At 55.2% G+C, this 23,191-nt stretch carries 26 protein-coding genes and 1 pseudogene; 18 read left to right on the forward strand and 9 right to left on the reverse strand.

Annotation, left to right across the window (positions count from 1 at the left end):
* Positions 1-158: 158 nt before the first annotated feature.
* The gene (gene fliE, locus ACN9MQ_RS14180; protein WP_014170728.1) at positions 159-470 is read right to left on the reverse strand and encodes a flagellar hook-basal body complex protein FliE; all 312 of its coding nucleotides are present in this window, start codon (positions 468-470) and stop codon (positions 159-161) included.
* Between the two features lie 228 nt (positions 471-698).
* Here fliE and fliF point away from each other — a divergent pair, with 228 nt between their 5' ends.
* The 14 genes and pseudogenes from fliF to rcsA all read left to right on the forward strand — a co-directional run bounded on the left by fliF (position 699) and on the right by rcsA (position 12,245).
* The gene (gene fliF, locus ACN9MQ_RS14185) at positions 699-2,378 is read left to right on the forward strand and encodes a flagellar basal-body MS-ring/collar protein FliF (RefSeq protein WP_014170729.1); all 1,680 of its coding nucleotides are present in this window, start codon (positions 699-701) and stop codon (positions 2,376-2,378) included.
* Positions 2,371-3,369, forward strand: a complete 999-nt coding sequence (gene fliG / locus ACN9MQ_RS14190) for a flagellar motor switch protein FliG (RefSeq protein ID WP_014170730.1) — start codon at positions 2,371-2,373, stop codon at positions 3,367-3,369. The genes fliF and fliG overlap by 8 nt, the downstream gene beginning before the upstream one ends.
* Positions 3,362-4,069 carry a flagellar assembly protein FliH gene (gene fliH, locus ACN9MQ_RS14195; protein ID WP_063858311.1) on the forward strand — a complete coding sequence of 236 codons (708 nt, stop codon included), beginning with the start codon at positions 3,362-3,364 and terminating at the stop codon, positions 4,067-4,069. Before fliG ends, fliH begins: the two co-directional genes overlap by 8 nt.
* Positions 4,069-5,439: a flagellar protein export ATPase FliI gene (fliI, locus tag ACN9MQ_RS14200; RefSeq protein ID WP_032678467.1), complete on the forward strand. Its 1,371-nt coding sequence runs from the start codon at positions 4,069-4,071 to the stop codon at positions 5,437-5,439. Before fliH ends, fliI begins: the two co-directional genes overlap by 1 nt.
* Positions 5,440-5,460: 21 nt before the next feature.
* Positions 5,461-5,904 carry a flagellar export protein FliJ gene (gene fliJ / locus ACN9MQ_RS14205; protein ID WP_014170734.1) on the forward strand — a complete coding sequence of 148 codons (444 nt, stop codon included), beginning with the start codon at positions 5,461-5,463 and terminating at the stop codon, positions 5,902-5,904.
* Positions 5,901-7,145 carry a flagellar hook length control protein FliK gene (fliK, locus tag ACN9MQ_RS14210; protein ID WP_025203803.1) on the forward strand — a complete coding sequence of 415 codons (1,245 nt, stop codon included), beginning with the start codon at positions 5,901-5,903 and terminating at the stop codon, positions 7,143-7,145. Before fliJ ends, fliK begins: the two co-directional genes overlap by 4 nt.
* Positions 7,146-7,251: 106 nt before the next feature.
* Positions 7,252-7,722, forward strand: a complete 471-nt coding sequence (fliL, locus tag ACN9MQ_RS14215) for a flagellar basal body-associated protein FliL (RefSeq protein WP_020883336.1) — start codon at positions 7,252-7,254, stop codon at positions 7,720-7,722.
* Between the two features lie 4 nt (positions 7,723-7,726).
* Positions 7,727-8,731 carry a flagellar motor switch protein FliM gene (gene fliM / locus ACN9MQ_RS14220; protein ID WP_014170737.1) on the forward strand — a complete coding sequence of 335 codons (1,005 nt, stop codon included), beginning with the start codon at positions 7,727-7,729 and terminating at the stop codon, positions 8,729-8,731.
* Positions 8,728-9,141 carry a flagellar motor switch protein FliN gene (gene fliN / locus ACN9MQ_RS14225; protein WP_014170738.1) on the forward strand — a complete coding sequence of 138 codons (414 nt, stop codon included), beginning with the start codon at positions 8,728-8,730 and terminating at the stop codon, positions 9,139-9,141. The genes fliM and fliN overlap by 4 nt, the downstream gene beginning before the upstream one ends.
* 2 nt (positions 9,142-9,143) lie before the next feature.
* Complete coding sequence (fliO, locus tag ACN9MQ_RS14230) at positions 9,144-9,518, forward strand: flagellar biosynthetic protein FliO (RefSeq protein WP_025203802.1); 375 nt, start codon at positions 9,144-9,146, stop codon at positions 9,516-9,518.
* On the forward strand, positions 9,518-10,255 hold the full coding sequence (gene fliP / locus ACN9MQ_RS14235; protein WP_008500316.1) for a flagellar type III secretion system pore protein FliP: 738 nt from the start codon (positions 9,518-9,520) through the stop codon (positions 10,253-10,255). Before fliO ends, fliP begins: the two co-directional genes overlap by 1 nt.
* A gap of 9 nt (positions 10,256-10,264) precedes the next feature.
* On the forward strand, positions 10,265-10,534 hold the full coding sequence (gene fliQ, locus ACN9MQ_RS14240; RefSeq protein ID WP_008500315.1) for a flagellar biosynthesis protein FliQ: 270 nt from the start codon (positions 10,265-10,267) through the stop codon (positions 10,532-10,534).
* A 7-nt stretch (positions 10,535-10,541) separates the two neighbouring features.
* Positions 10,542-11,343: pseudogene (fliR, locus tag ACN9MQ_RS14245) on the forward strand (flagellar biosynthetic protein FliR).
* A 278-nt stretch (positions 11,344-11,621) separates the two neighbouring features.
* On the forward strand, positions 11,622-12,245 hold the full coding sequence (gene rcsA / locus ACN9MQ_RS14250) for a transcriptional regulator RcsA (RefSeq protein ID WP_008500313.1): 624 nt from the start codon (positions 11,622-11,624) through the stop codon (positions 12,243-12,245).
* 104 nt (positions 12,246-12,349) lie between these two features.
* Here the strand turns inward: rcsA and dsrB are convergent, their stop codons facing one another.
* The gene (gene dsrB, locus ACN9MQ_RS14255; protein WP_020883333.1) at positions 12,350-12,538 is read right to left on the reverse strand and encodes a protein DsrB; all 189 of its coding nucleotides are present in this window, start codon (positions 12,536-12,538) and stop codon (positions 12,350-12,352) included.
* A gap of 129 nt (positions 12,539-12,667) precedes the next feature.
* On the opposite strand from dsrB, the gene yodD reads away from it, so the two are divergent.
* Entirely contained in the window at positions 12,668-12,895 is a 228-nt protein-coding gene (gene yodD, locus ACN9MQ_RS14260; RefSeq protein WP_008500310.1) for a YodD family peroxide/acid resistance protein, read from the forward strand.
* A gap of 302 nt (positions 12,896-13,197) precedes the next feature.
* Positions 13,198-13,998, forward strand: a complete 801-nt coding sequence (locus ACN9MQ_RS14265; protein WP_073396065.1) for a mannosyl-3-phosphoglycerate phosphatase-related protein — start codon at positions 13,198-13,200, stop codon at positions 13,996-13,998.
* Here the strand turns inward: ACN9MQ_RS14265 and dgcQ are convergent.
* The 3 genes from dgcQ to ACN9MQ_RS14280 form a co-directional block, all read right to left on the reverse strand.
* Positions 13,983-15,683 (reverse strand): cellulose biosynthesis regulator diguanylate cyclase DgcQ, encoded by a 1,701-nt coding sequence (gene dgcQ, locus ACN9MQ_RS14270; RefSeq protein WP_073396066.1) that lies wholly within the window; start codon positions 15,681-15,683, stop codon positions 13,983-13,985. The two genes, ACN9MQ_RS14265 and dgcQ, sit on opposite strands and share 16 nt — an antisense overlap.
* Before the next feature lie 73 nt (positions 15,684-15,756).
* Positions 15,757-15,939 carry a YodC family protein gene (locus ACN9MQ_RS14275; RefSeq protein WP_014170745.1) on the reverse strand — a complete coding sequence of 61 codons (183 nt, stop codon included), beginning with the start codon at positions 15,937-15,939 and terminating at the stop codon, positions 15,757-15,759.
* Positions 15,940-16,017: 78 nt separating this feature from the next.
* Complete coding sequence (locus ACN9MQ_RS14280; protein WP_020883330.1) at positions 16,018-16,929, reverse strand: DUF808 domain-containing protein; 912 nt, start codon at positions 16,927-16,929, stop codon at positions 16,018-16,020.
* Between the two features lie 178 nt (positions 16,930-17,107).
* Between ACN9MQ_RS14280 and yedA the strand changes: the two genes are divergently transcribed.
* Positions 17,108-18,022 carry a drug/metabolite exporter YedA gene (gene yedA / locus ACN9MQ_RS14285; protein ID WP_020883329.1) on the forward strand — a complete coding sequence of 305 codons (915 nt, stop codon included), beginning with the start codon at positions 17,108-17,110 and terminating at the stop codon, positions 18,020-18,022.
* Here the strand turns inward: yedA and ACN9MQ_RS14290 are convergent.
* From ACN9MQ_RS14290 to ACN9MQ_RS14300, 3 genes are all read right to left on the reverse strand, one after another.
* Positions 17,994-18,485: a very short patch repair endonuclease gene (locus tag ACN9MQ_RS14290; RefSeq protein ID WP_073396068.1), complete on the reverse strand. Its 492-nt coding sequence runs from the start codon at positions 18,483-18,485 to the stop codon at positions 17,994-17,996. The two genes, yedA and ACN9MQ_RS14290, sit on opposite strands and share 29 nt — an antisense overlap.
* On the reverse strand, positions 18,466-19,881 hold the full coding sequence (locus ACN9MQ_RS14295) for a DNA cytosine methyltransferase (RefSeq protein WP_073396069.1): 1,416 nt from the start codon (positions 19,879-19,881) through the stop codon (positions 18,466-18,468). Before ACN9MQ_RS14295 ends, ACN9MQ_RS14290 begins: the two co-directional genes overlap by 20 nt.
* A gap of 61 nt (positions 19,882-19,942) precedes the next feature.
* Complete coding sequence (locus ACN9MQ_RS14300; protein WP_426021112.1) at positions 19,943-20,644, reverse strand: phosphohydrolase; 702 nt, start codon at positions 20,642-20,644, stop codon at positions 19,943-19,945.
* 352 nt (positions 20,645-20,996) lie between these two features.
* Between ACN9MQ_RS14300 and ompC the strand changes: the two genes are divergently transcribed.
* A complete protein-coding gene (ompC, locus tag ACN9MQ_RS14305) occupies positions 20,997-22,163 on the forward strand; it encodes a porin OmpC (RefSeq protein WP_044867871.1) in 1,167 nt (388 codons plus the stop codon).
* Positions 22,164-22,219: 56 nt separating this feature from the next.
* On the opposite strand, the gene ACN9MQ_RS14310 is transcribed toward ompC, so the two are convergent.
* The gene (locus ACN9MQ_RS14310; protein ID WP_422712545.1) at positions 22,220-23,083 is read right to left on the reverse strand and encodes an N-acetylmuramic acid 6-phosphate etherase; all 864 of its coding nucleotides are present in this window, start codon (positions 23,081-23,083) and stop codon (positions 22,220-22,222) included.
* Positions 23,084-23,191 lie beyond the last annotated feature (108 nt).

Raw genomic sequence — 23,191 nt, forward strand, 5'->3', positions numbered from 1 at the left:
ACTGATGATATGTGTCGGGGAGGGCCCAGCTTTGGAAGACGAAAAATGACCGGATGAGACGCCTGTCCAAAACGAAATGTCATTAGCTTTGCCCCGCCCATGCCCCACAACATGTATGAGGGCAATAATTAACTATAAATAGAATCAGGTTAGATAACTTAAACCTGCATCCCCATCACTTCCTGATAAGCAGACACAAGCTTATTACGCACCTGAATCCCCATCTGCAAGGAAACCGAGGCTTTTTGCAAATCGGTCATCACATCATTCAGTGCCACGCCCGGCTCGCCGAGGGTGAACTTCTCCGCCTGAGTACGTGCGGCGGTCTGGGTATCGCTGATACGGTCAAGCGCGGCGTGCAGTTGTCCTGCAAAACTGATGCTCGGTTGTTCTGCCACATTCTGATTACGGGCCGTCATCGCCGTTGCCTGCAACTGACTGATCACCCCTTCAATACCCTGTATAGCCATGACTCTCCCCTGAATGGTTTTTTACGGGGTCAAGACTAACAGCTTGTCAATAAGATAATGGCGGTAAATAGCGTGAAAAAACCAGGTTATTTGACGCATAGAAAATCCTGAATCATCAAATAATGGCAGGGCCATCAATATGGAACTTTTGTCGTGTTTGCCGACCCGGGAGTCAGTTTTGTTTCTCTACACGAATAACGTAAACCACCAGGATTTAAGAGGTGCGCAATGAGTGCAACAGCATCGACAGCGCCACAAAATAAATCACTCGAGTGGATGAACCGCCTTCGCGCGAATCCTAAAATCCCGTTGATCGTGGCAGGCGCTGCCGCAATTGCGATCCTTGTAGCGATGGTCTTGTGGGCGAAAAGCCCTGATTACCGCACGCTTTACAGTAACCTTTCCGATCAGGATGGCGGTGCCATCGTCACCCAGCTTACCCAGATGAACATCCCTTATCGCTTTGCGGATAACGGCGGTGCGCTGGAGGTACCGGCTGATAAGGTGCACGAACTTCGTCTGCGCCTGGCGCAACAGGGACTGCCAAAGGGCGGTGCGGTAGGTTTTGAACTGCTGGATCAGGAAAAATTCGGTATCAGCCAGTTCAGCGAGCAGGTGAACTACCAGCGTGCGCTGGAAGGTGAGCTGGCCCGTACGATTGAAACATTGGGTCCGGTGAAGAGTGCCCGTGTGCACCTGGCCATGCCTAAGCCCTCCCTGTTTGTCCGCGAGCAGAAATCCCCGTCGGCCTCCGTCACCGTTAACCTCCAGCCTGGCCGTGCAATGGATGAAGGACAAATCAGCGCGGTGACCCATCTGGTCTCCAGCGCCGTTGCCGGTCTCCCGCCGGGTAACGTGACGCTGGTTGATCAAAGTGGTCATCTGCTGACCCAGTCCAATACCGCAGGCCGCGATCTGAATGACGCGCAGCTGAAATATGCCGCGGATGTGGAAGGTCGCGTGCAGCGTCGCATCGAAGCCATCCTTGGCCCGGTCGTCGGTAACAGCAACGTGCATGCACAGGTTACCGCGCAGATTGACTTCTCTAATAAAGAACAGACCGAAGAGCAATACAGCCCGAATGGCAACCCGGCTCAGGCGGTAATGCGCTCTCGTCAGGTCAATGAAAACGAACAGGTTGGCGGTGCATACCCAGGCGGTGTGCCGGGCGCATTGTCTAACCAGCCAGCACCGGCTAACGCGGCGCCAATCTCAACGCCACCGGCTAATCAGCAGAACGGTCAGCAAACGAATCAGCAGACCACATCAACAGCCAGCACCGCCGGTCCGCGTACCAGCAGTCGTAACGAAACCACCAACTACGAAGTGGACCGTACTATCCGCCACACCAAACTGAACGTGGGCGATGTACAGCGTCTGTCGGTTGCGGTGGTGGTGAACTACAAGACGCTGGCGGATGGCAAGCCGTTGCCGTTGACCGCCGAGCAGATGAAACAGATTGAAGACCTGACCCGTGAAGCGATGGGTTACTCCGAGAAGCGCGGCGACACGCTCAACGTGGTGAACTCACCGTTCAACTCGGTTGAAGAGTCAGGTGGCGAACTGCCGTTCTGGCAACAGCAGGCGTTTATCGATCAGCTGCTGTCCGCAGGTCGCTGGCTGCTGGTTCTGATTGTCGCGTGGCTGCTGTGGCGTAAGGGCATTCGTCCTCAGCTCCAGCGTCGTGCTGAAGCTGAAAAAGCGGCGCGCGAACAGGTCAGTACCCGTCAGGAAGTGGAAGATGCGGTTGAAGTTCGCCTCAGCAAAGACGAACAGATGCAGCAACGCCGTGCTAACCAGCGTATGGGCGCCGAGGTCATGAGCCAGCGCATTCGCGAAATGTCAGATAACGATCCGCGCGTCGTGGCGCTGGTCATCCGCCAGTGGATGGGTAACGAACATGAGTAACACGCTTTCAGGCACCGATAAAAGCGTCATCCTGCTGATGACCATTGGCGAAGACCGTGCGGCCGAGGTGTTCAAACACCTCTCCCAGCGCGAAGTACAGATTCTCAGTGCGGCAATGGCAAACGTACGCCAGATCTCTAACAAACAGCTGACGGAAGTGCTGTCTGAATTTGAGCAGGAAGCCGAACAGTTTGCCGCGCTCAACGTCAACGCCAACGACTATCTGCGCTCCGTGCTGGTCAAGGCGCTGGGCGAAGAGCGTGCTGCCAGCCTGCTGGAAGACATTCTGGAAACGCGCGATACCGCCAGCGGTATTGAGACGCTCAACTTTATGGAGCCGCAGAGTGCCGCCGACCTTATCCGCGACGAGCACCCGCAGATTATCGCCACCATTCTTGTCCACCTCAAACGTGGCCAGGCGGCCGATATTCTGGCGTTGTTCGAAGAGCGCCTGCGTCACGATGTGATGCTGCGTATCGCGACCTTCGGTGGTGTCCAGCCAGCCGCGCTGGCGGAGCTGACCGAAGTGCTGAACAACCTGCTCGATGGCCAGAACCTCAAGCGCAGCAAAATGGGCGGCGTGAGAACGGCGGCAGAGATCATCAACCTGATGAAAACGCAGCAGGAAGAGGCGGTCATTACCGCCGTCCGCGAATTCGACGGCGAGCTGGCACAGAAAATTATCGACGAGATGTTCCTGTTCGAAAACCTGGTCGAAGTGGACGATCGCAGCATCCAGCGTCTCCTCCAGGAAGTGGACTCCGAGTCGCTGCTTATCGCCCTCAAAGGTGCCGAGCAGCCGCTGCGCGAGAAGTTCCTGCGCAACATGTCTCAGCGTGCGGCAGATATCCTGCGCGACGACCTTGCCAACCGTGGCCCGGTCCGTCTGTCTCAGGTGGAAAACGAACAGAAAGCCATCCTGCTTATCGTTCGTCGTCTGGCGGAAACCGGCGAGATGGTGATTGGCAGCGGAGACGACACCTATGTCTAATGAACTGCCGTGGAAGCGCTGGACGCCCGACGATCTGGCGCCTCCCCTGTCAGAGTTCACACCCGCCGTGCTGTCGCCCGAAGAGGGCGACCCGGACATCGAGCAGCCTGAGCTGAGCGAAGAAGAGCAGCGCGCGCAGATGCTGGCCCAGCTGCAGATGCAGGCCCATGAGCAGGGCTACACGGCTGGCCTGAACGAAGGACGCCAGAAAGGCCACGATCAGGGGTATCAGGAAGGTCTGGCCAAAGGGTTAGAACACGGCATTGAACAGGCGCGCCAGCAACAGGCTCCACTTCACGCCCGTATGCAGCAGCTGGTCAGCGAGTTTCAGCACACGCTGGATGCGCTGGACAGCGTCATTGCCTCAAGGCTGATGCAGATGGCGCTGGAAGCCGCCCGTCAGGTGATCGGCCACGCGCCGGCGGTGGACAACACCGCGCTGATTAAACAAATTCAGGGCCTGCTTCAGCAGGAGCCGCTGTTCAGTGGGAAACCGCAGCTGCGCGTGCATCCGGACGACCTCCAGCGCGTGGAAGAGAGTCTGGGCGCGACGCTGAGCCTGCACGGCTGGCGTCTGCGCGGCGACCCGTCGCTGCATCACGGAGGCTGCAAGGTCTCTGCCGATGAAGGCGACCTGGATGCCAGCGTTGCGACCCGCTGGCAGGAACTGTGCCGCCTGGCAGCACCGGGAGTCGTCTGATGACTGCACGCCTCACCCGCTGGCTCAACACGCTCGATAATTTTGAAGCGAAGATGACGCAGCTGCCGTCCGTTCGCCGTTACGGACGACTCACGCGGGCCACCGGCCTGGTGCTGGAAGCCACTGGCCTGCAGCTTCCGCTGGGAGCCACCTGCGTGATTGAGCGTCAGGATGGACAAGAGACGCGTGAAGTTGAGAGCGAAGTCGTCGGCTTTAATGGCCAGCGCCTGTTCCTGATGCCCCTTGAAGAAGTTGAAGGCATTCTGCCCGGTGCGCGCGTGTATGCGAAAAACATCAGCGGCGATGGACTGCAAAGCGGGAAACAGCTCCCGCTTGGCCCTGCCCTGCTTGGCCGCGTACTGGACGGAAGCGGTAAACCGCTGGACGGCCTGCCCTCACCGGACACTACCGAAACCGGCGCGCTGATCACCCAGCCGTTTAACCCCCTTCAGCGTACCGCCATCGAACATGTCCTCGACACCGGCGTGCGCCCGATTAACGCCCTGCTGACCGTAGGCCGCGGGCAGCGTATGGGCCTGTTTGCCGGCTCAGGGGTGGGTAAATCCGTCCTGCTTGGCATGATGGCACGTTACACCCAGGCCGATGTCATCGTCGTGGGTCTGATCGGTGAACGTGGTCGCGAAGTAAAAGACTTTATTGAAAACATTCTCGGTGCAGAAGGCCGTGCCCGCTCGGTGGTCATCGCCGCACCGGCGGATGTCTCACCGTTACTGCGTATGCAGGGTGCTGCGTATGCCACCCGTATCGCGGAAGATTTCCGTGACCGCGGCCAGCACGTGCTGCTCATTATGGACTCACTGACCCGCTATGCGATGGCGCAGCGTGAAATCGCTCTCGCCATCGGAGAACCTCCGGCGACCAAAGGTTATCCGCCTTCGGTCTTTGCCAAGCTCCCGGCGCTGGTCGAACGTGCAGGAAACGGCATCAGCGGCGGCGGCTCAATCACCGCTTTTTATACGGTTCTGACCGAAGGCGATGACCAGCAGGACCCGATTGCCGACTCCGCGCGTGCGATCCTCGACGGTCATATTGTGTTATCGCGCCGTCTGGCCGAAGCCGGTCACTACCCGGCAATTGATATCGAAGCATCAATCAGCCGTGCAATGACGGCATTGATCACAGAGAAGCACTACGCCCGCGTGCGTAACTTCAAACAACTCCTCTCCAGCTTCCAGCGCAACCGCGATCTGGTGAGCGTGGGGGCGTATGCCAAAGGCAGCGACCCGATGCTCGACAAAGCGATTAGCCTGTGGCCGCAGCTGGAGGCGTTTCTGCAACAAGGTATTTTTGAACGCGCCGACTGGGAAGACTCACTCCAGGCACTGGAGCTGATTTTCCCGCAGGTGTAACACAGGTGGAGGGCGAAGGTCATGGCGCAAAACAGCGCGTTATCAACGCTGAAAGATCTGGCTGAGAAAGAAGTTGATGATGCCGCATTGCAGCTTGGCGCAATGCGACGCGGGTGCCAGCAGGCTGAAGAGCAGTTGAAGATGTTAATCGACTATCAGCATGAATATCGCACCAACCTCAATACCGATATGACACAAGGCATTGGAAGCCAGCGCTGGATTAACTATCAGCAGTTTATTCAGACGCTGGAAAAGGCGATTGAACAGCATCGCCAGCAGCTTAACCAGTGGACCCAGAAAGTCGACACCGCGCTGAATTTCTGGCGCGAGAAAAAGCAGCGACTGCAGGCCTGGCAGACCTTACAGGACCGACAGATCGCGGCAACGACCCTGGCGGAAAACCGTCTGGATCAGAAGAAAATGGATGAGTTTGCCCAGCGCGCATCAATGAGGAAACCGGAATGATCACATTGCAACAACTGCTGATGACCGACAGCGACCTGTCGGGCGGCATGCAAACAGGGAAAGGCACCGACGGTGCACAAGACTTTCTTTCTCTGCTGGCTGGCGCCCTGACGGACGCAACAGGCCAGGGCAACGATGCGCCGCTGACGCTGGCTGACCTGAAAGCAGCCGGCAGTAAGCTGTCAAAAGTTGCTCAGGAAGCCGGGGGAGAGAACACCCTGCAGGCCAAAATAGCCAACCTGCTCTCGCGTCAGCCAGCCCTGACAGGCGATGAACCGACAGCAGCCACCCCGCTGGACACCCTCGTTTCCGGGCTGGTGCCGGTTTCAAAAGGTGATGCCCTGAAGACCCTGAGCGCGGTGAAAACGCAGGATGACAGCAAAAGCGAGCTGAGCGAAGAAGAGCTGGCAGGGTTGAGCGCGCTGATGGCGATGCTGCCCCACCAGCAGACGGCAACGCCGGTGGCCTCTGGCGCGACAGGTATTGGCGTGACGGCGAAATCAACGCTGAACGCTGCCGCGCTTTCGCAAAATGGTGCAGGTCAACAGTCCATGAGCACCCTGCTGGCGGGCCATGAAAAAGCGCAACAAGCGTCGACTTATCAGGCGCAGGCGCAGGCGCAAAACGCCGATCCGTCTCAACCGGTCAACGCACCGGCGACCCCGATCGTGGCCGCCGCCGCTGAGAAGCAGGATCTCGCCAGTTCACCCTCTTCAACAGCCCCGACCGCAACGCTTGCGCCCGTCATTTCCAGCAACGTCACCAGCCACGCTGCCGCAACCGTTGCCACGGCACCGGTATTGAGCCAGCCGCTGGGAACCCAGGAGTGGCAGCAATCCCTGAGTCAGCACATTACGTTGTTCACGAAACAGGGCCAGCAGACCGCAGAGTTGCGTCTGCACCCGGAAGATCTGGGCCAGGTCCAGATTACCCTGAAACTGGATGATAACCAGGCACAGCTGCAAATGGTGTCGGCGCACAGCCACGTGCGTGCGGCCCTGGAAGCTGCACTGCCGGTCCTGCGCACGTCGCTTGCTGAGAGTGGCATTCAGCTCGCGCAAAGCAGTGTCAGCAGCGAGAGCTTTGCCGGACAGCAGCAGTCCTCCTCTCAACAGCAGCAACAGGCTTCACGTTCCGGTAATACCGGCGGTTTTAATGAGGAGAGCGATGAGTTACTGCCTGCCCCTGCCGCCCTGCAATCCGCGGCGCGTGGCAACAGTGCCGTAGACATCTTTGCCTAAACGCCCGAGGTAGCGTGATTATCCCCGTCTTTTCCACGCTTTGACGACAGCAGGACACGGGATAATCACCTTATTAAGCTGTACCGAAACAGGAAGCTCGTATCAGATGACTGACTCCGCGATCACCAAAAAAAGCAAGCGTTCCATCTGGATCCCGCTGCTGGTGTTAATCACGCTCGCCGCCTGCGCTACCGCGGGCTATAGTTACTGGCGTATGCAGCAGGAACCTTCTACCGCTGCAGCCAAAGCCGAACCGCCTCCTCCGCCGGCACCGGTATTCTTCCCACTGGATACCTTCACCGTGAATCTGGGTGATGCGGATCGTGTGCTGTATGTGGGTATTACGTTACGCCTGAAAGATGAAGCCACGCGTGCGCGCCTGAATGATTATCTTCCTGAAGTGCGTAGCCGTCTGCTGCTGCTGTTCTCTCGTCAGGACGCCTCTACACTTGCTACCGATGACGGTAAGCAAAAGCTGGTCGACGCCATTAAACAGACGCTGGCGACCCCGCTGGTAAACGGTCAACCCAAGCAGGAAGTCACTGACGTTCTGTATACAGCCTTCATACTGCGGTAACGACATGGGCGACAGTATTCTTTCTCAGGCAGAAATCGACGCGCTTCTTAACGGCGACAGCGATAAGAACGATGATCCGCAACCGGGTATTGGCGGCGATAGCGATATTCGTCCCTATGATCCCAATACCCAGCGCCGCGTAGTACGTGAACGTCTGCAGGCGCTGGAGATCATTAACGAACGTTTTGCACGTCAGTTCCGTATGGGGCTGTTTAACCTGCTGCGTCGTAGCCCGGATATCACGGTCGGTGCGATCCGCATCCAGCCGTATCATGAGTTTGCCCGCAACCTGCCGGTGCCAACGAACCTTAACCTGATCCACCTGAAACCGCTGCGCGGCACAGGTCTGGTGGTGTTTTCGCCAAGCCTGGTGTTCATTGCGGTGGATAACCTGTTTGGTGGCGACGGGCGTTTCCCAACCAAAGTGGAAGGGCGTGAATTTACCCACACCGAGCAGCGCGTCATCAACCGCATGCTGAAGCTGGCGCTGGAATCTTACAGCGACGCGTGGAAAGCGATTAACCCGCTGGAAGTGGAGTACGTACGTTCTGAGATGCAGGTGAAATTTACCAATATCACCACCTCCCCGAACGATATCGTCGTGAATACCCCGTTCCATGTGGAGATCGGTAACCTGACCGGTGAGTTCAACATCTGCCTACCGTTCAGCATGATCGAACCGCTGCGTGAACTGCTGGTCAACCCGCCGCTTGAGAACTCACGCAACGAAGATCAGAACTGGCGTGAAAACCTGGTGCGTCAGGTTCAGCATTCTCAGCTTGAGCTGGTGGCGAGCTTCGCGGATATCCCGCTGCGCTTATCCCAGATCCTGAAATTACAACCCGGCGATGTTTTGCCGATAGAAAAACCCGACCGCATTATTGCCCATGTGGATGGTGTCCCCGTGCTGACAAGTCAGTACGGCACAATTAACGGTCAGTATGCGTTACGCGTTGAGCACTTGATCAACCCGATATTGAATTCGCTGAATGAGGAACAGCCCAAATGAGTGACATGAACAATCCGTCCGATGAAAACAGCGGAGCACTGGACGATCTGTGGGCTGACGCGTTAAACGAGCAAAAAACGACTCCGGCCAAAAGTGCAGCGGATGCTGTGTTCCAGCAGCTCGGCGGCGGCGATGTCAGCGGTACGCTGCAGGATATTGATCTGATTATGGATATCCCGGTTAAGCTGACCGTGGAACTGGGCCGCACCCGCATGACCATTAAAGAGCTGCTGCGTCTGACGCAGGGTTCCGTGGTGGCCCTTGACGGTCTCGCCGGCGAACCGCTGGATATTCTGATCAACGGTTATCTCATTGCCCAGGGTGAAGTCGTGGTGGTTGCCGATAAATACGGCGTGCGCATCACCGACATTATTACGCCATCTGAACGTATGCGTCGTCTGAGCCGTTAAGCATGAAAACCCAGGCAACAATATCACAGCCCTCTGCCGTTCCCGGCTCTCCGCTGCTCCAGGTGAGTGGCGCGTTGCTCGGTATTATTGCCTTTATTCTTATCGCCGCATGGCTGGCGAAGCGCTTCGGCCTGGCGGGTAAAACCGCCGGCACCCGCGGTCTGAAGGTCAGCGCCAGCACGACACTGGGGCCACGCGAGCGCGTGGTCGTTGTCGATGTGGAAGATGCACGGCTGGTGCTGGGCGTGACTGCCTCCAGCATCAACGTCTTGCATAAACTGCCGCCAGCCCCGGCAACGGGTGACGAGCGCGCAGAAGTCCCTGCGGATTTTCAGTCCGTCATGAAGAGTTTGCTTAAGCGTTCCGGGAGATCCTGATGCGCCGTTTGTTATCCCTTACGCTTGCGGGCGTCGGCCTGTTTGCCCCTGCGGTTTACGCGCAACTGCCCGGTCTGGTCTCAACCCCTCTTGCAGGCGGCGGGCAAAGCTGGTCTCTGCCGGTGCAGACGCTGGTTTTCATCACCTCGCTGACGTTTATTCCGGCGATCCTGCTGATGATGACCAGCTTCACCCGAATCATCATCGTCTTTGGTCTGCTGCGCAATGCGCTGGGCACCCCGTCCGCGCCGCCTAACCAGGTACTGCTGGGTCTGGCGCTGTTTTTAACCTTTTTCATTATGTCGCCGGTTATCGACAAGATTTATACCGACGCATACCAGCCGTTTAGCGAAGATAAAATCTCCATGCAGGAGGCGCTCGATAAAGGGGCTCAGCCGCTGCGGGAGTTTATGCTCCGCCAGACCCGGGAAGCGGACCTGGCACTCTTCGCCCGCCTGTCCAATACCGGCGAGCTTCAGGGACCGGAAGCCGTTCCGATGCGTATTCTGCTGCCTGCGTATGTCACCAGTGAGCTGAAAACGGCCTTTCAGATTGGCTTTACCATCTTTATTCCGTTCCTGATTATCGATCTGGTGATCGCCAGCGTTCTGATGGCGCTCGGGATGATGATGGTGCCCCCGGCCACCATTGCCCTGCCCTTTAAGATCATGCTCTTTGTCCTGGTCGATGGCTGGCAACTGCTGGTCAGTTCGCTGGCGCAGAGTTTCTACAGTTAAGGAGCCGTAATGACGCCAGAATCGGTCATGATGATGGGCACGGAAGCGATGAAAATCGCGATAGCCGTTGCCGCGCCGTTACTGCTTGTCGCACTGGTGACCGGTCTGATTATCAGTATCCTGCAGGCCGCCACGCAGATTAACGAAATGACGCTGTCATTTATCCCAAAAATCATTGCCGTGTTCGTGGCGATTATCGTTGCCGGGCCGTGGATGCTGAACCTGTTGCTGGACTATATGCGCAACCTGTTTACCAATCTGCCGTACATCATCGGCTGACCCGACGATGCTGCACTTCACCAGTGACCAGTGGGTTCAATGGCTTGGCGTCTATTTCTGGCCGATGCTGCGTATCCTGGCGCTGATTACAACGGCCCCCATTCTCAGTGAGAAAACGATACCCAAGCGCGTCAAAGTGGGGCTGGGCATTATCATCACCATTATCGTCGCCCCTTCTCTCCCGCCCGTGGATATTCCGATCTTCTCGGCGAAAGCGGTGTGGGTTGCACTGCAACAGGTGATGATTGGCGTGGCCGTAGGCTTTACCATGCAGCTTGCCTTCGCGGCCGTGCGGACCGCCGGCGAACTGATTGGCCTGCAAATGGGCTTATCATTCGCCACGTTTGTGGATCCCGGTAGCCACCTCAACATGCCGGTGCTGGCGCGCATTATCGATCTGCTCGCCATGCTGCTGTTCCTGTCGTTCAACGGCCATCTGTGGCTCATCTCCATGCTGGTGGATACTTTCCATACGTTGCCGATTGGGGAAAACCCGGTGAACAGCAACGCGTTTCTGGCGCTTACGCGTGCGGCCGGGCTTGTTTTCCTGAACGGCCTGATGCTGGCGCTGCCGATCATCACCCTGCTGCTGACCGTGAACCTCGCCTTAGGGTTACTCAACCGAATGGCACCGCAGCTCTCGGTGTTCGTCATTGGTTTTCCGCTGACGCTGACGGTCGGTATTTTATTAATGTCATTACTGATGCCCCTTATCGCCCCCTTCTGTGAGCACTTATTCGGCGAGATATTCAATCTGTTAGCAGATATTGTCAGTGAGCTACCGCGTAAATAATAGCCCTCACAGTTGATATTGTCTTTCTGAGGATATTCCTAAAATAAAACGTGAAAAACATCTTCCAGGATATATCTGACGCGGTTTAATTGTTTCTAACCACCTCACAATACTTAATATTTACTTTACTTTAAGAAGATTCCTGGCAAATTATACGTAACTTTACGGGATAGTGAGTCCGCCTGAAAGTCTTTGTCATGCTCACAGGTTTATTAATTTTTTCCATCCCGTATGGCTGTTATGAGCTCTCAGGCAGATGGTGAATTATCGTTACGCATTGAGTGAGGGTATGCCATGTCAACGATCATTATGGATTTATGCAGCTACACCCGGCTAGGGTTAACCGGGTACCTGGCAAGCAGAGGGGTAAGAAAGAGAGACATCAACGATGCACACACCGTTGACGAACTCGCAGCCGCTTGTGACGAACTTAAACCAGGCGTGGTGTTTATTAATGAGGACTGTTTCATTCACGATCCAGCCAACAGTCAGCACATTAAGCAAATCATTAATCAGCATCCAAAAACCCTGTTTATTGTTTTTATGGCGATCGCGAATATCCATTTCGATGAGTATTTGTTGGTTCGTAAAAATTTATTGATCAGTTCTAAATCGATTAAACCAGAGTCGCTGGATGACATTCTGGGTGATTATTTGAATAAAGAAGTTAAAAATGTAGGAGCGGTTAACTTACCCACCCTATCATTAAGCAGGACTGAATCAAGCATGCTGCGAATGTGGATGGCAGGCCAAGGGACTATTCAGATCTCAGACCAGATGAATATTAAAGCCAAAACCGTTTCGTCACATAAAGGAAATATTAAAAGGAAAATTAAAACGCATAATAAGCAAGTGATCTATCACGTGGTACGCCTCACCGATAATGTGACGAACGGGATTTTCGTCAACATGCGTTAGTCGCTAAAAAAACCCTTTGCACCCTACCTTTGATCTCTGGCCTGGCCAGAGATTTTTGCTTCTGTGGACAGTGTCGGGCGCGCCAGTCGCCACCCGACGCCATGCTATTGCGCTTTCTCTACAAAGATGCCATCCGGGTGTCCCAGTTCGTTAAAAAACCAGATGCCGAGCGGGTAGTCTTCAAGTGATACCAGGTACATCGTGCCTTCACTAAACTCTTCAATTGCCAGGACCACACCCGGGCGGCGCGGTCCACCGTCCGTTTTAACGGTTACCCGATCGTTGACCTTCATACGTTCCTCCTCTGGTTTTGAGCCAGTGTAGAACAAAACGCCTTAACTGGCATCGCTGCCCGGTGTGAATGGCGTTTTTGTGCGCAGTCTATACTTACGGTTGGAGACGGCAAAATGAGGTACCCCGTAATGAAGACCGACAAAGAGTACAGCGACACCATCAAACGCGAGGTTGAGGTGGATGTCGATGCCCTGCTGGCCGCCATTAATGAGATCAGTGAGTCAGAAGTCCGTCGTTCAGACGACAATTCCGACAGGGTCATTGTGAACGGAAGGGATTATCACACCTACCGTGAACTGGCGGAGGCCTTCGAGCTTGATATACACGATTTTAGCGTGTCTGAAGCAAATCGTTAGGACGAAAAAAATCCCGGTCATGGGGATGGCCGGGATCAAAACTTGCTTATGCAAGAAGCACTTGAAAATTCGTTACACCAGGAAATCTGATGTACACAAAACACTATCCTCAACCATTTTGTATGACAAGCATATATTCTCATGGCGAATATAATATTTGGTACATAATAAATTTAGTTATGAGGGACAACATGCGCCGCATGCGGGTTTGGCAGGAGAGATACCCTTTTGCCTCACTTAAGCATTAGGAATTTTTTTAGGAATATTCTTAGGTGGCAGTTTGTCAGTTATCAGGAGTCGTTATGCCTTCACTGCAGGATAGCCTGCTGATCTTTTCCGATCTCGACGGCTCGTTGCTCGATATTCATACGTACGAGTGGCAACCGGCCATGCCCTGGCTGGACACCCTCCAGGATAACCAGGTGCCGGTTATTCTCTGCAGCAGCAAGACCGCGGCAGAAATGCTGGATATCCAGCAGGATCTGGGTCTGGAGGGGTTGCCCTTCATAGCTGAGAATGGCGCGGTGATTCAGCCCGACGTGCGCTGGGAGACAGGTCAACGCCACATCAGGGGGATGACGCACCGTGACATTCGCCCGCTGATCGACCAGATTCGCCAGCAGCGGGGCTTTAAATTCACCACCTTTGATGACGTCGACGAACGGGTTATCAGCGAGTGGACGGGGCTGACGCGCTATCGTTCGACCCTCGCGCGCCGACACGAAGCCTCCGTCACGCTCATCTGGCGCGACAGCGATGAAAAAATGGCGCAATTTGACGAGGCGCTGGCGCAGTGCGGCCTGAAATGCCTGCAGGGTGCCCGCTTCTGGCATGTTCTGGATGCTCGCTGCGGTAAAGACGTTGCGGTTTACTGGCTGATTGAGCAGTACCGTGAGCGGGAAGGCATCGTGCCGGTTACCCTGGGGCTCGGCGATGGTCCAAATGATGCCCCGCTGCTGGACAGCGTGGACTACGCCGTGGTGATCAAGGGCATTAACCGGCAGGGCATCACGTTACGTGACGATAACCCCGCCCGGGTGTACCACACGCAACAGCCCGGCCCCGCGGGCTGGCAGGAAGGGCTGGATCACTTCTTATCCTGATCGTGCCAGAACACCCGGTTGCGCCCGCACTGCTTGGCCTGATACAACCGGGCATCCGCCACTGACTGCAGCTGTTCGAAATCGTAATTGTCCTTTTCCTGGGCGCTGCTTACCCCCAGTGAGGCACTGATACGCACGGTGGTGCTCTTTTTCACCAGGATCTCTTTACTGTTGATGCGTGAGCGAATGCGTTCCGCAATCCCCCTCGCCTCTTCAAGCCCGCTGCCGGGCAGTACCACGCAGAACTCTTCCCCACCCACGCGTCCGGCAACATCATTCTTGCGCAGTGCGCTGCCAATCAGGCCCGCGGCATGGGAAAGCACTTTGTCCCCGGCCTGATGGCCAAAGCGATCGTTAATGCTTTTAAAATGGTCGAGATCGATTTGAATCACCGAGAACGGCAGCGACTGCTGCCGACATTTTTCCGACAGCATTTTGGCACGCTCAAACAGGGCACCACGGTTATTCAGGCGGGTGAGCGGATCGTGCCAGGCCTGCCACTGCAAAGAGTGCTGAAGCGTATACATATTGCTGACCATCCGACGGATAACCAGCCACGAGATAAGAAGCATGGCGGTGAAGAGTGCCCAGAGCAGCGCCAGCACGATACTGATACTGCCGAAGTCCCCCTTCACCCCTTCATGCAGGGTATGAACGCGTAAAATCACACCATCGAAGTGATCGAGCCGCTCCCAGCTGATAAAGCGGCTTCCGAGGCGGATCCCCCCGCCGGTATCGTTCTCGATTGCGTGCGCTATCTGCGCCGTTTCGCGTTCGTCAAACCGGTTCACCAGGCTGCCGGCCTCTTCTGACGTGGCAATCATATTCAGCCGGGTGTCGTACAGCTGATATTCCCCCTCTGTACGCTCTTGCGTTGCCTCTTCCAGCAGATGTTTCATGGTCTTCAATGAGAAATCCATCGCCACAACGCCATACCAGTAATGGTCAAAATAGATCGGTACGCTGGCCGTGATCATCCGTTCACCACCGGTCCAGGGCGACGGGCTGGAGATAAACCAGCGCACCGCGCGAGCGCGATTGTTACGTTCAGACTGCTGGGTAAACCACGGCTGGGTAACCAGATAGTAATAGCGCTGGCTAATATCACTCGTCTGTTCAGACGTGTCCGTCGCAAGGTAAAACCCGGCGCGTGACGCATAGATAACCCGCTCTTCACTTTGCCCCACCGAGGACGCCAGTCGGAGTAAATACCCCACTTCGAGGGCGGCAGAAATTTCATTGCTGATACGCTCAGGGTCACGATTCAACAGCGTGGTTTTTTCGACGAACGCATCCGACACGCCGTTAATGGGGAGAGTACGTTTTTTATCAACGGCGAGCTGCCAGCTGGGGCGCGTGCGAAAGGCGTTAAAGCGTGAAATCGCTTCATACAGGACATCAAAGGCCAGCGGCGTCTGGATGGCATCGCGCATGCTTTTGCGGAAAAACAGCATTTTATCCACGCTGTACTGTAACTGCCGGTCCAGCGAAGTGGCTACCGTTTCCAGATGATTACGCTGGCTGGAGATATACGCATCTTCCAGTACCACCACCTCTCGCCAGGTCAGGAGCGTGGAAAATATCAGTACGATGAGAAAACAGAGATTAACAATTAACCCCGGATTGCTACGCATATGCAGCCATTGCAGAAAAGATCGTCTTACAACAAAGGTCTCGCGCTGCACACACACTCCCTGATTACTGCCCGACGCCGGATACGGAAGGTAAAAACGCCCGGCAAAGCCGGGCGTTATGTCATTAAGCCTTGTCTCGCTTGCGCTGCCCGTCTCCCGGTTGAAGCTCATCTTCACGGAACGCTTCCCGCTTGATGCTATAACCGTCGTGCCACCGGCATTCCACCATACCGCTGGAATACCCGGTGACAATCATACGTGGGCCGCCCTTCTTAGGCTTAACTTCATCACTGACCAAAAAGACCATACCTGCCTCCTGTATCAGGGTGAAACGTTTTCAATTTAGACGAGGAATGATCTTTTTGCACCCCGCAACAGGTAACAATTAGTGCGACGTTCCGCGGATTTTTTCGACCAGTTTTACGGCCCCAACCACGATAATGCCAATGATAAAGCCCAGCACAAGATTAAGCAGCGTGGGCAGAATTGCCGCCACTATGCTGCCCTGCGCCGAGGCGAAATGTTCAATAGCATGGTGCAGCGGCGCGATACCGTGAACCACAATACCGCCTCCGACAAGGAACATCGCCAGCGTGCCAACCACTGACAGGCTCTTCATCAGCCAGGGCGCGGTCACCAGCAGGCTTTTGCCGATACCTTTGGCGATAGCGCTCGATTTTTCTTCCAGCCAGTAGCCGATATCATCCAGCTTAACGATAAGCCCCACCAGCCCGTACACCCCCACCGTGACCAGAATGGCGATCCCTGAGAGGATCAGGACCTGGTTCAGAAGCGGTGCTTCAGAGACAATACCTAACGTAATGGCCACGATCTCCGCCGACAGAATAAAGTCGGTACGAATGGCACCTTTCACCTTATCACGCTCGAAGGTTTTAGGATCCTGCGCGGCCAGCGCCTCAAGACGCTGCTGGCGCATTTCCGGCGTGTCGCTGTTCTTACGTGCGGCGAACGAGTGCAGGATCTTCTCAGCGCCTTCGAAGCATAAAAATGCGCCGCCAATCATCAGCAGCGGCGTGATCGCCCATGGGATAAACGCGCTGATCAGCAGCGCAAGCGGCACCAGGATCACCTTATTCAGGAATGAGCCTTTCGCTACGCCCCATACCACCGGTAATTCACGGTTGGCCCGAACGCCACTCACCTGCTGGGCGTTGAGCGATAAATCGTCTCCCAGAACCCCGGCGGTTTTCTTCGCCGCCAGTTTCCCCATCACCGAAATGTCATCCAGTAAGGTGGCAATATCATCCAGTAATGTTAATAAGCTACTTCCTGCCAAAATCTCATTCCTTCTTTTTTTGGTAATTAAGTGAATAGTATGGAGCAAAAGTGTAAACCCGGAAACAGGCACCTCACGTCAACAAAAAATTCACATCAACTACACAATTAAAGCGCTCGCCAGGCCGATAGTTTTGGCGTTTACTGTCAGCGACCTTTTCATTTTGTCGCGAGGGATTATGCGTTTCCGGCAACTGCTACCGCTCATTGGGGCACTTTTTTCGCTGTATATCATCTGGGGTTCCACCTACTTTGTCATTCGTATCGGCGTGGAGAGCTGGCCGCCGCTCATGATGGCGGGCGTACGCTTTCTCTCGGCGGGCGTGTTACTGATGGCCTTCCTGCTGTTACGGGGCCATAAGCTGCCTCCGCTTCGCCCGATGCTCAATGCCGCCCTGATTGGCCTGCTGCTGCTGGCCATAGGGAATGGATTTGTGACGGTCGCCGAGCACCAGAACGTGCCGTCCGGAATTGCTGCCGTCGTGGTCGCGACCGTCCCGCTGTTTACCCTGTGCTTTAGCCGTCTTTTCGGCATCCGCACCCGCAAGCTCGAATGGGTAGGGATTGGGATCGGGCTTGCCGGGATCATCCTGCTCAACAGCGGCGGTAACCTGAGCGGAAATCCGTGGGGCGCAGTGATTATCCTGATCGGCTCGATGAGCTGGGCATTTGGTTCGGTATACGGTTCACGAATTGAGCTACCGACCGGCATGATGGCAGGCGCGATTGAGATGCTCGCGGCGGGAATTGTGCTGCTGATTGCCTCAACGCTGACGGGCGAAAAACTGACAGCCATGCCGGACCTTTCGGGCTTCCTGGCCGTGGGTTACCTGGCTCTATTTGGCTCTGTCATCGCCATTAACGCCTATATGTTCTTGATCCGCAATGTCTCGCCGGCGATCGCGACCAGCTACGCTTACGTGAACCCAGTGGTTGCCGTACTGCTGGGCACCAGCTTTGCGGGCGAAACGTTATCTCCCGTGGAATGGCTGGCGCTGGGCGTGATTGTCTTTGCCGTTGTGCTGGTAACGCTGGGGAAATATCTGCTTCCTGCGAAGCCGGTTGTTACGCCGTGTGAGGTGGAGAAACCGTAAGCGGGTGAATACCCTGGGTGTCGATCTGCGCGGCCTGCCCGCCGCCGCAGATCCACTCTTCCAGCCGTACTGTCAGGTCGGCATCGTTACGTCTTAATCTGCCGCGCAGCGCGCACTCCCAGACAATCAACACCCGCCAGCCCTGCGCGAGAAGCGTGCTAAGGTCACGGTTGTCCCGCGCGACGTTCTTGCCAATCTTCTCCAGCCAGAAATCCGTACGCGTCGCGGGAACCTTAAACAGGTAGCAGTCGTGGTGATGCCAGAAACAGCCGTGGGTAAAGATGATGCATTGATACGCATCGATAACGAAATCAGGACGGCCCGCAAGCGCGGCATCCTGCACGCGGAAATCAAACCCCGCCTCGGTCAGCAGCCCGGCTAGCCGCTTTTCAATGGCGGTATCACGCGTGCCGATGGCACGCATGTTTTTACTGCGCGTCGCCTTATTGTGAACATCCGTCATTGACGGCCTCACTCTCACGTAACGCCACGGCCTGTCTGATGCGGGAGGCCAGCAGTTTTGCCACCGCCGCAAACGCGGGAACGACCACCGAGTTACCAAACTGCCGATAAGCCTGGGTGTCCGACACCGGAATGCGGAAGGTATAACCCTGCGGGGTCTCAAACCCCATCAGCCGAGCGCATTCACGCGGCGTTAAGCGGCGCGGACGGTGACGCTGGTTATCGGGATCGTCAAAATCTTTCTCCCCCAGCGCTTTATCCCAGCCCCGGTCGATCAGGATCTCTGCGCCATCTTTATAGTAGCGAGCGGACAACGTGCGCGTCACACAGTGCGGATCGTTCGGATTAACCATCCCGAAGCCAAAACCGTTGCCTTTGGCCTGGTGTTTTTTCGCATAGCGGTAGAGGTATTTCCACAGCACCGGGGTGAGGATAAATTTCGCGTCGACGACTGGTTCCAGCAGGTCGGCCACGGTTGGGCGACGCGCAGGATATAAAGAGGGAATATCCCGCAGGGTAAAATCCCCCTTCAGGTTGAGGTCGCGGCGAAAACCAACCAGCACAATGCGTTCGCGGTGCTGCGGCAGGAAATGCTTACCGTCGATGATTTTCGGGTCATCCGCGCCCATATGCTGAGCGTCCGCTACGTCATACCCCAGCTCATCAAGCGTTTGCATGATAATGCGGAAGGTCTTTCCGCCGTCATGGCTCTTGAGATTCTTGACGTTCTCCAGCACGAAAATCGCCGGACGACGGGCATCGATAATGCGGACAACATCAAAGAACAGCGTGCCTTGCGTATCGCAGGCAAAACCGTGAGCGCGTCCGAGGGCATTCTTTTTCGACACGCCGGCCAGCGAGAAAGGCTGGCACGGGAAACCCGCCAGCAGGACATCATGGGCCGGAATTGACTGGCGAATGTGCTCAGCCGCCTCTTCATCACTCACGCCGCTTTTGTGGCTCAGCGTAACATCACGGATATCGGCGTTGAAACGGTGTTCATGGGGATCGCAGTACCAGTTGGCTTTGTAGGTACGGACCGCATGTTTGTTCCACTCGCTGGTAAACACACACTGCCCGCCAATGGCCTCAAACCCGTGTCGAATGCCGCCAATGCCGGCAAACAGATCGATAAAACGGAAGGCATAGTTCGGGTGCGCGGCTGAAGGACGCGGAAGCAGGTTTTGCAGGTAACGAAACTCGCCCTCACTCAGACGCTGCCCTGCCCGCTCGCTGGTCAGCAGTCTCTTCAGGATTGCCGGGCTCCAGTGGCTCTCACCGTGCGCCACCAGCTGATTCGCCAGCGTTTTAGCATCATAGATATCCAGCAGCTGGTGCAATAAAGCCTGCACCGTTGCCGTTGATTTCTCAGCCTGCTCTGGCGCGGGCTCACTCACTGATCGATTTTCCTGCATTCTTTTAACCGGAGAATAAAGACTGGAAACAGATTACCACAGTTCACTCGCTCAAACTGCGACGGAAGCGGCTCAGCACCTGGCTATCCAGCCCCAGGCAGTCGCCCTGTAATTCGGCACTTAATTTCGCCATAAACTGGATGAGAAAATCGGCGTTGTGTTGCGCAAGTTCGCGCCCCACGTCTGTGTGCATTGTATCAGGCAAGCGCAGCAGCTTGGTCTGAAAATGGTCGAGGGCAAAGGCGCGGTCATTAAGGGTACGCGCGTCGGCAAACGGGTCTTCAGCGTTAAAGAGCGCCACGCCCAGCGCCCCCGATACCGCAAAGACGCGCGCAAGACCAATAGCACCAAGCGCTTCCAGCCGGTCAGCATCCTGAACAATTTTGGCTTCATGACTGTGCGGCACAATAGCGGCTCTAAAACTGTGCGCTTCAATGGCATGCTCCACGGTTGCATAGCGTTCAGAGGCGAAATCCGGAAAATCGCGACGCAGAATGTCGAGCGTCTTGCTGGCCGCCAGACGTGATGACTGGCTGCGTTGGGGATGGTTTTTCGGCAGGCTGACAATGTCATGGAAATAACAGGCGGTCAGTACCACCAGTGAATCGACCGCCTGGTTCGCCATGATTTTTTGCGCCGTCATCCAGACACGACGAAAGTGCGAAATATCATGCGCGGCGTCGTGGGTCGCGTGGTTTTCATCGAGCCAACGCTCAAAGCGAGACTGCCACTGTGTAAGTTCCATCATCACGTCCTGTTGTTAAAACGGCTACAATAGCAACTTTCCCCGCCGCTATCACGGCTTGTCCTGACAGGGACGCGTGTACCCTGCATTCCCGAGGAAATATATTTAATATCAATTGGAGATATTAAATAATACTGCCGCTAAATACTTAATGATAATTTATTTCTATATATCCTAAACTCTAATTCACCAGAAAAATAAAGCGACAGATAGAAATGTTTTGTAATATTTCTACGATTTTAATTACATTTATTTTTGAACCAAAATGACATTGCGTAGAATAGTATCAATTCTGTAATGACAGAGAGTGATTACATATATTCATATTAATTATCTTTAAAGGGAATATATAATGAAAAGAAAAGTTCTGGCAATTCTCGTACCCGCATTATTAATGGCCGGCGCAGCACATGCAGCTGAAATGTATAACAAAAACGGCAATAAAGTTGATCTGTACGGTAAGATCGATGCGCGTCATACCTTCTCTGATCACCCTGGGGATGATGGCGATGAAACCTATGTACAAATTGGTTTCAAAGGCGAAACACAAATCACTAACGATGTTATTGGTTATGGCCAGTGGGAATATAAAACCTACGCCAATAATACCGAAGATGCCGGTGATACTTCATTTAACCGTCTGGCGTACGCTGGCCTGAAATATGGCGAATACGGTTCATTCGATTACGGTCGTAATTACGGCGTCGTGTATGATGTTGAAGCCTGGACCGATATGCTGCCCGTATTTGGGGGCGATTCTTATACCTGGACCGACAACTTCATGGTCGGCCGTGCAAACGGTGTGGCGACTTACCGTAATGCCGATTTCTTCGGCCTGGTTGAGGGTCTGAATTTTGCGCTGCAGTATCAGGGGGCAAACGAAGGTCAGGACGCAACAGAAGATCAGGAAGGGACCAAGAACGGTCATAACGACGTGCGTTTCCAGAACGGTGATGGCTTCGGTATGTCCACTAGCTATGATTTCTCCGGCGATCTGTCTGGCCTGACCTTAGGCGCGGCCTACTCCTCTTCTGACCGTACCAATGAGCAGGAAGCGAAGGGTATACAAGACAGCGCACGTTTCGCCGGCGGTAAGACTGCGGAAGTGTGGACCGTTGGCGCGAAATATGATGCCAACAGCGTTTATCTGGCGATGATGTATGCGCAAACCCGTAATATGACGCCATATGGCGATACCGGGATTGCGGATGAGACGCAGAACTTTGAAGCCGTGGCACAATACCAGTTCGACTTCGGCCTGCGTCCGTCCCTGGCATGGGTTTACTCCAAAGGCAAGGACATGACTTATCCTGGCAATGCGGGTAACCCACAGGGCCAGCATGGCGACATGGATCTGGTTAACTATATCGACGTCGGTATGACCTACAGCTTTAACAAAAACTTCTCCACCTATGTTGATTACAAAATCAACATGCTGGACAACGACGAAAGCTTCTACGAAGCAAACGGCATCTCTACAGATGACATCGTTGGCGTAGGTATGACGTACCAATTCTAACTTCCCACTATGATAAAAGCCCGCATCGCGGGCTTTTTTTATTCAACAGAGAAATGTTACGGAGCTTCCTGCAGTGCCAGACGAATAAAGCCGTTGTTCTGCGCCAGCAGTTCATGCGCCTTCCAGGCATCCAGCCCTGTCAGCACCATCAGCACCGCTGTTTTACAGTTATGGTTGCAGCTCTCCAGCGCGGCTTTCGCCGCTGACCGGGTGCATCCCCCCGCTTCCATGACGATGGCAATTTGCCGTTCAGACCATTTGGTGTTGCTGGCATCCAGATCCACGCGCAGGTTGCTGAACACGCGTCCGGTTCGAACCGCCAGGCCGGTGGTTATCATGGTCAGGATCATTTTTTGTGCGATCCCGGCTTTGGTATTGATATAACCCGCGATCGCGTCCGCGCCAAGCTCCGGGGCAATCACCATGCTCGCCAGCTGCGCGGCTTCACTTTGCGCGTCATCCGTAATAGCCGCGACCGGGGAACCCAACGACCACGCATGGCGCATCGCGCCCCAGACCCACGGTGTTTTGCCGCTGACGGTGACCGCCAGCATCATATCCTGTTCACCAAATTTGATGGCCTGCAGGTCGGCGACACCGCGCTCGTAGCTGCCCGCCTCCTCTCCCGCCGTTATGGCGATCACTGGCGTTTTTCCCGGGGCATACTCATCGGCTGCCTGCTGCGCGACACGGCCTGACGGGCCGGCGCCAACAATGACCAGACGTCCACCGTGACTCAGGGTCGCAGCGGCGTTATCCACCACGTGGGCGATCGTTGTTAAACATGGGGTTATTGCAGCGGAGATGAGGGCATCATCCTGGTGAATGACTTTCAGCATGTCCAGCGTGGACAATCTATCGATATTCATCGTGCTGGCGTGCCGTCTTTCCTTGACCGAACCGGTAAGCGTAATGCTCATAAACAACCTCCTTATTATGAGTACCCCTACACTATAAAGTGTTTTAGACAGGTGACCTGCGAGGAGGGTCACGAAAAGAGGACCGAATCCATGCCTTTACATGGCTTT

The organism is Enterobacter sp. R-25, assembly GCF_049913205.1.
In the GTDB taxonomy this organism is placed as follows: Bacteria; Pseudomonadota; Gammaproteobacteria; order Enterobacterales; family Enterobacteriaceae; genus Enterobacter; species Enterobacter ludwigii.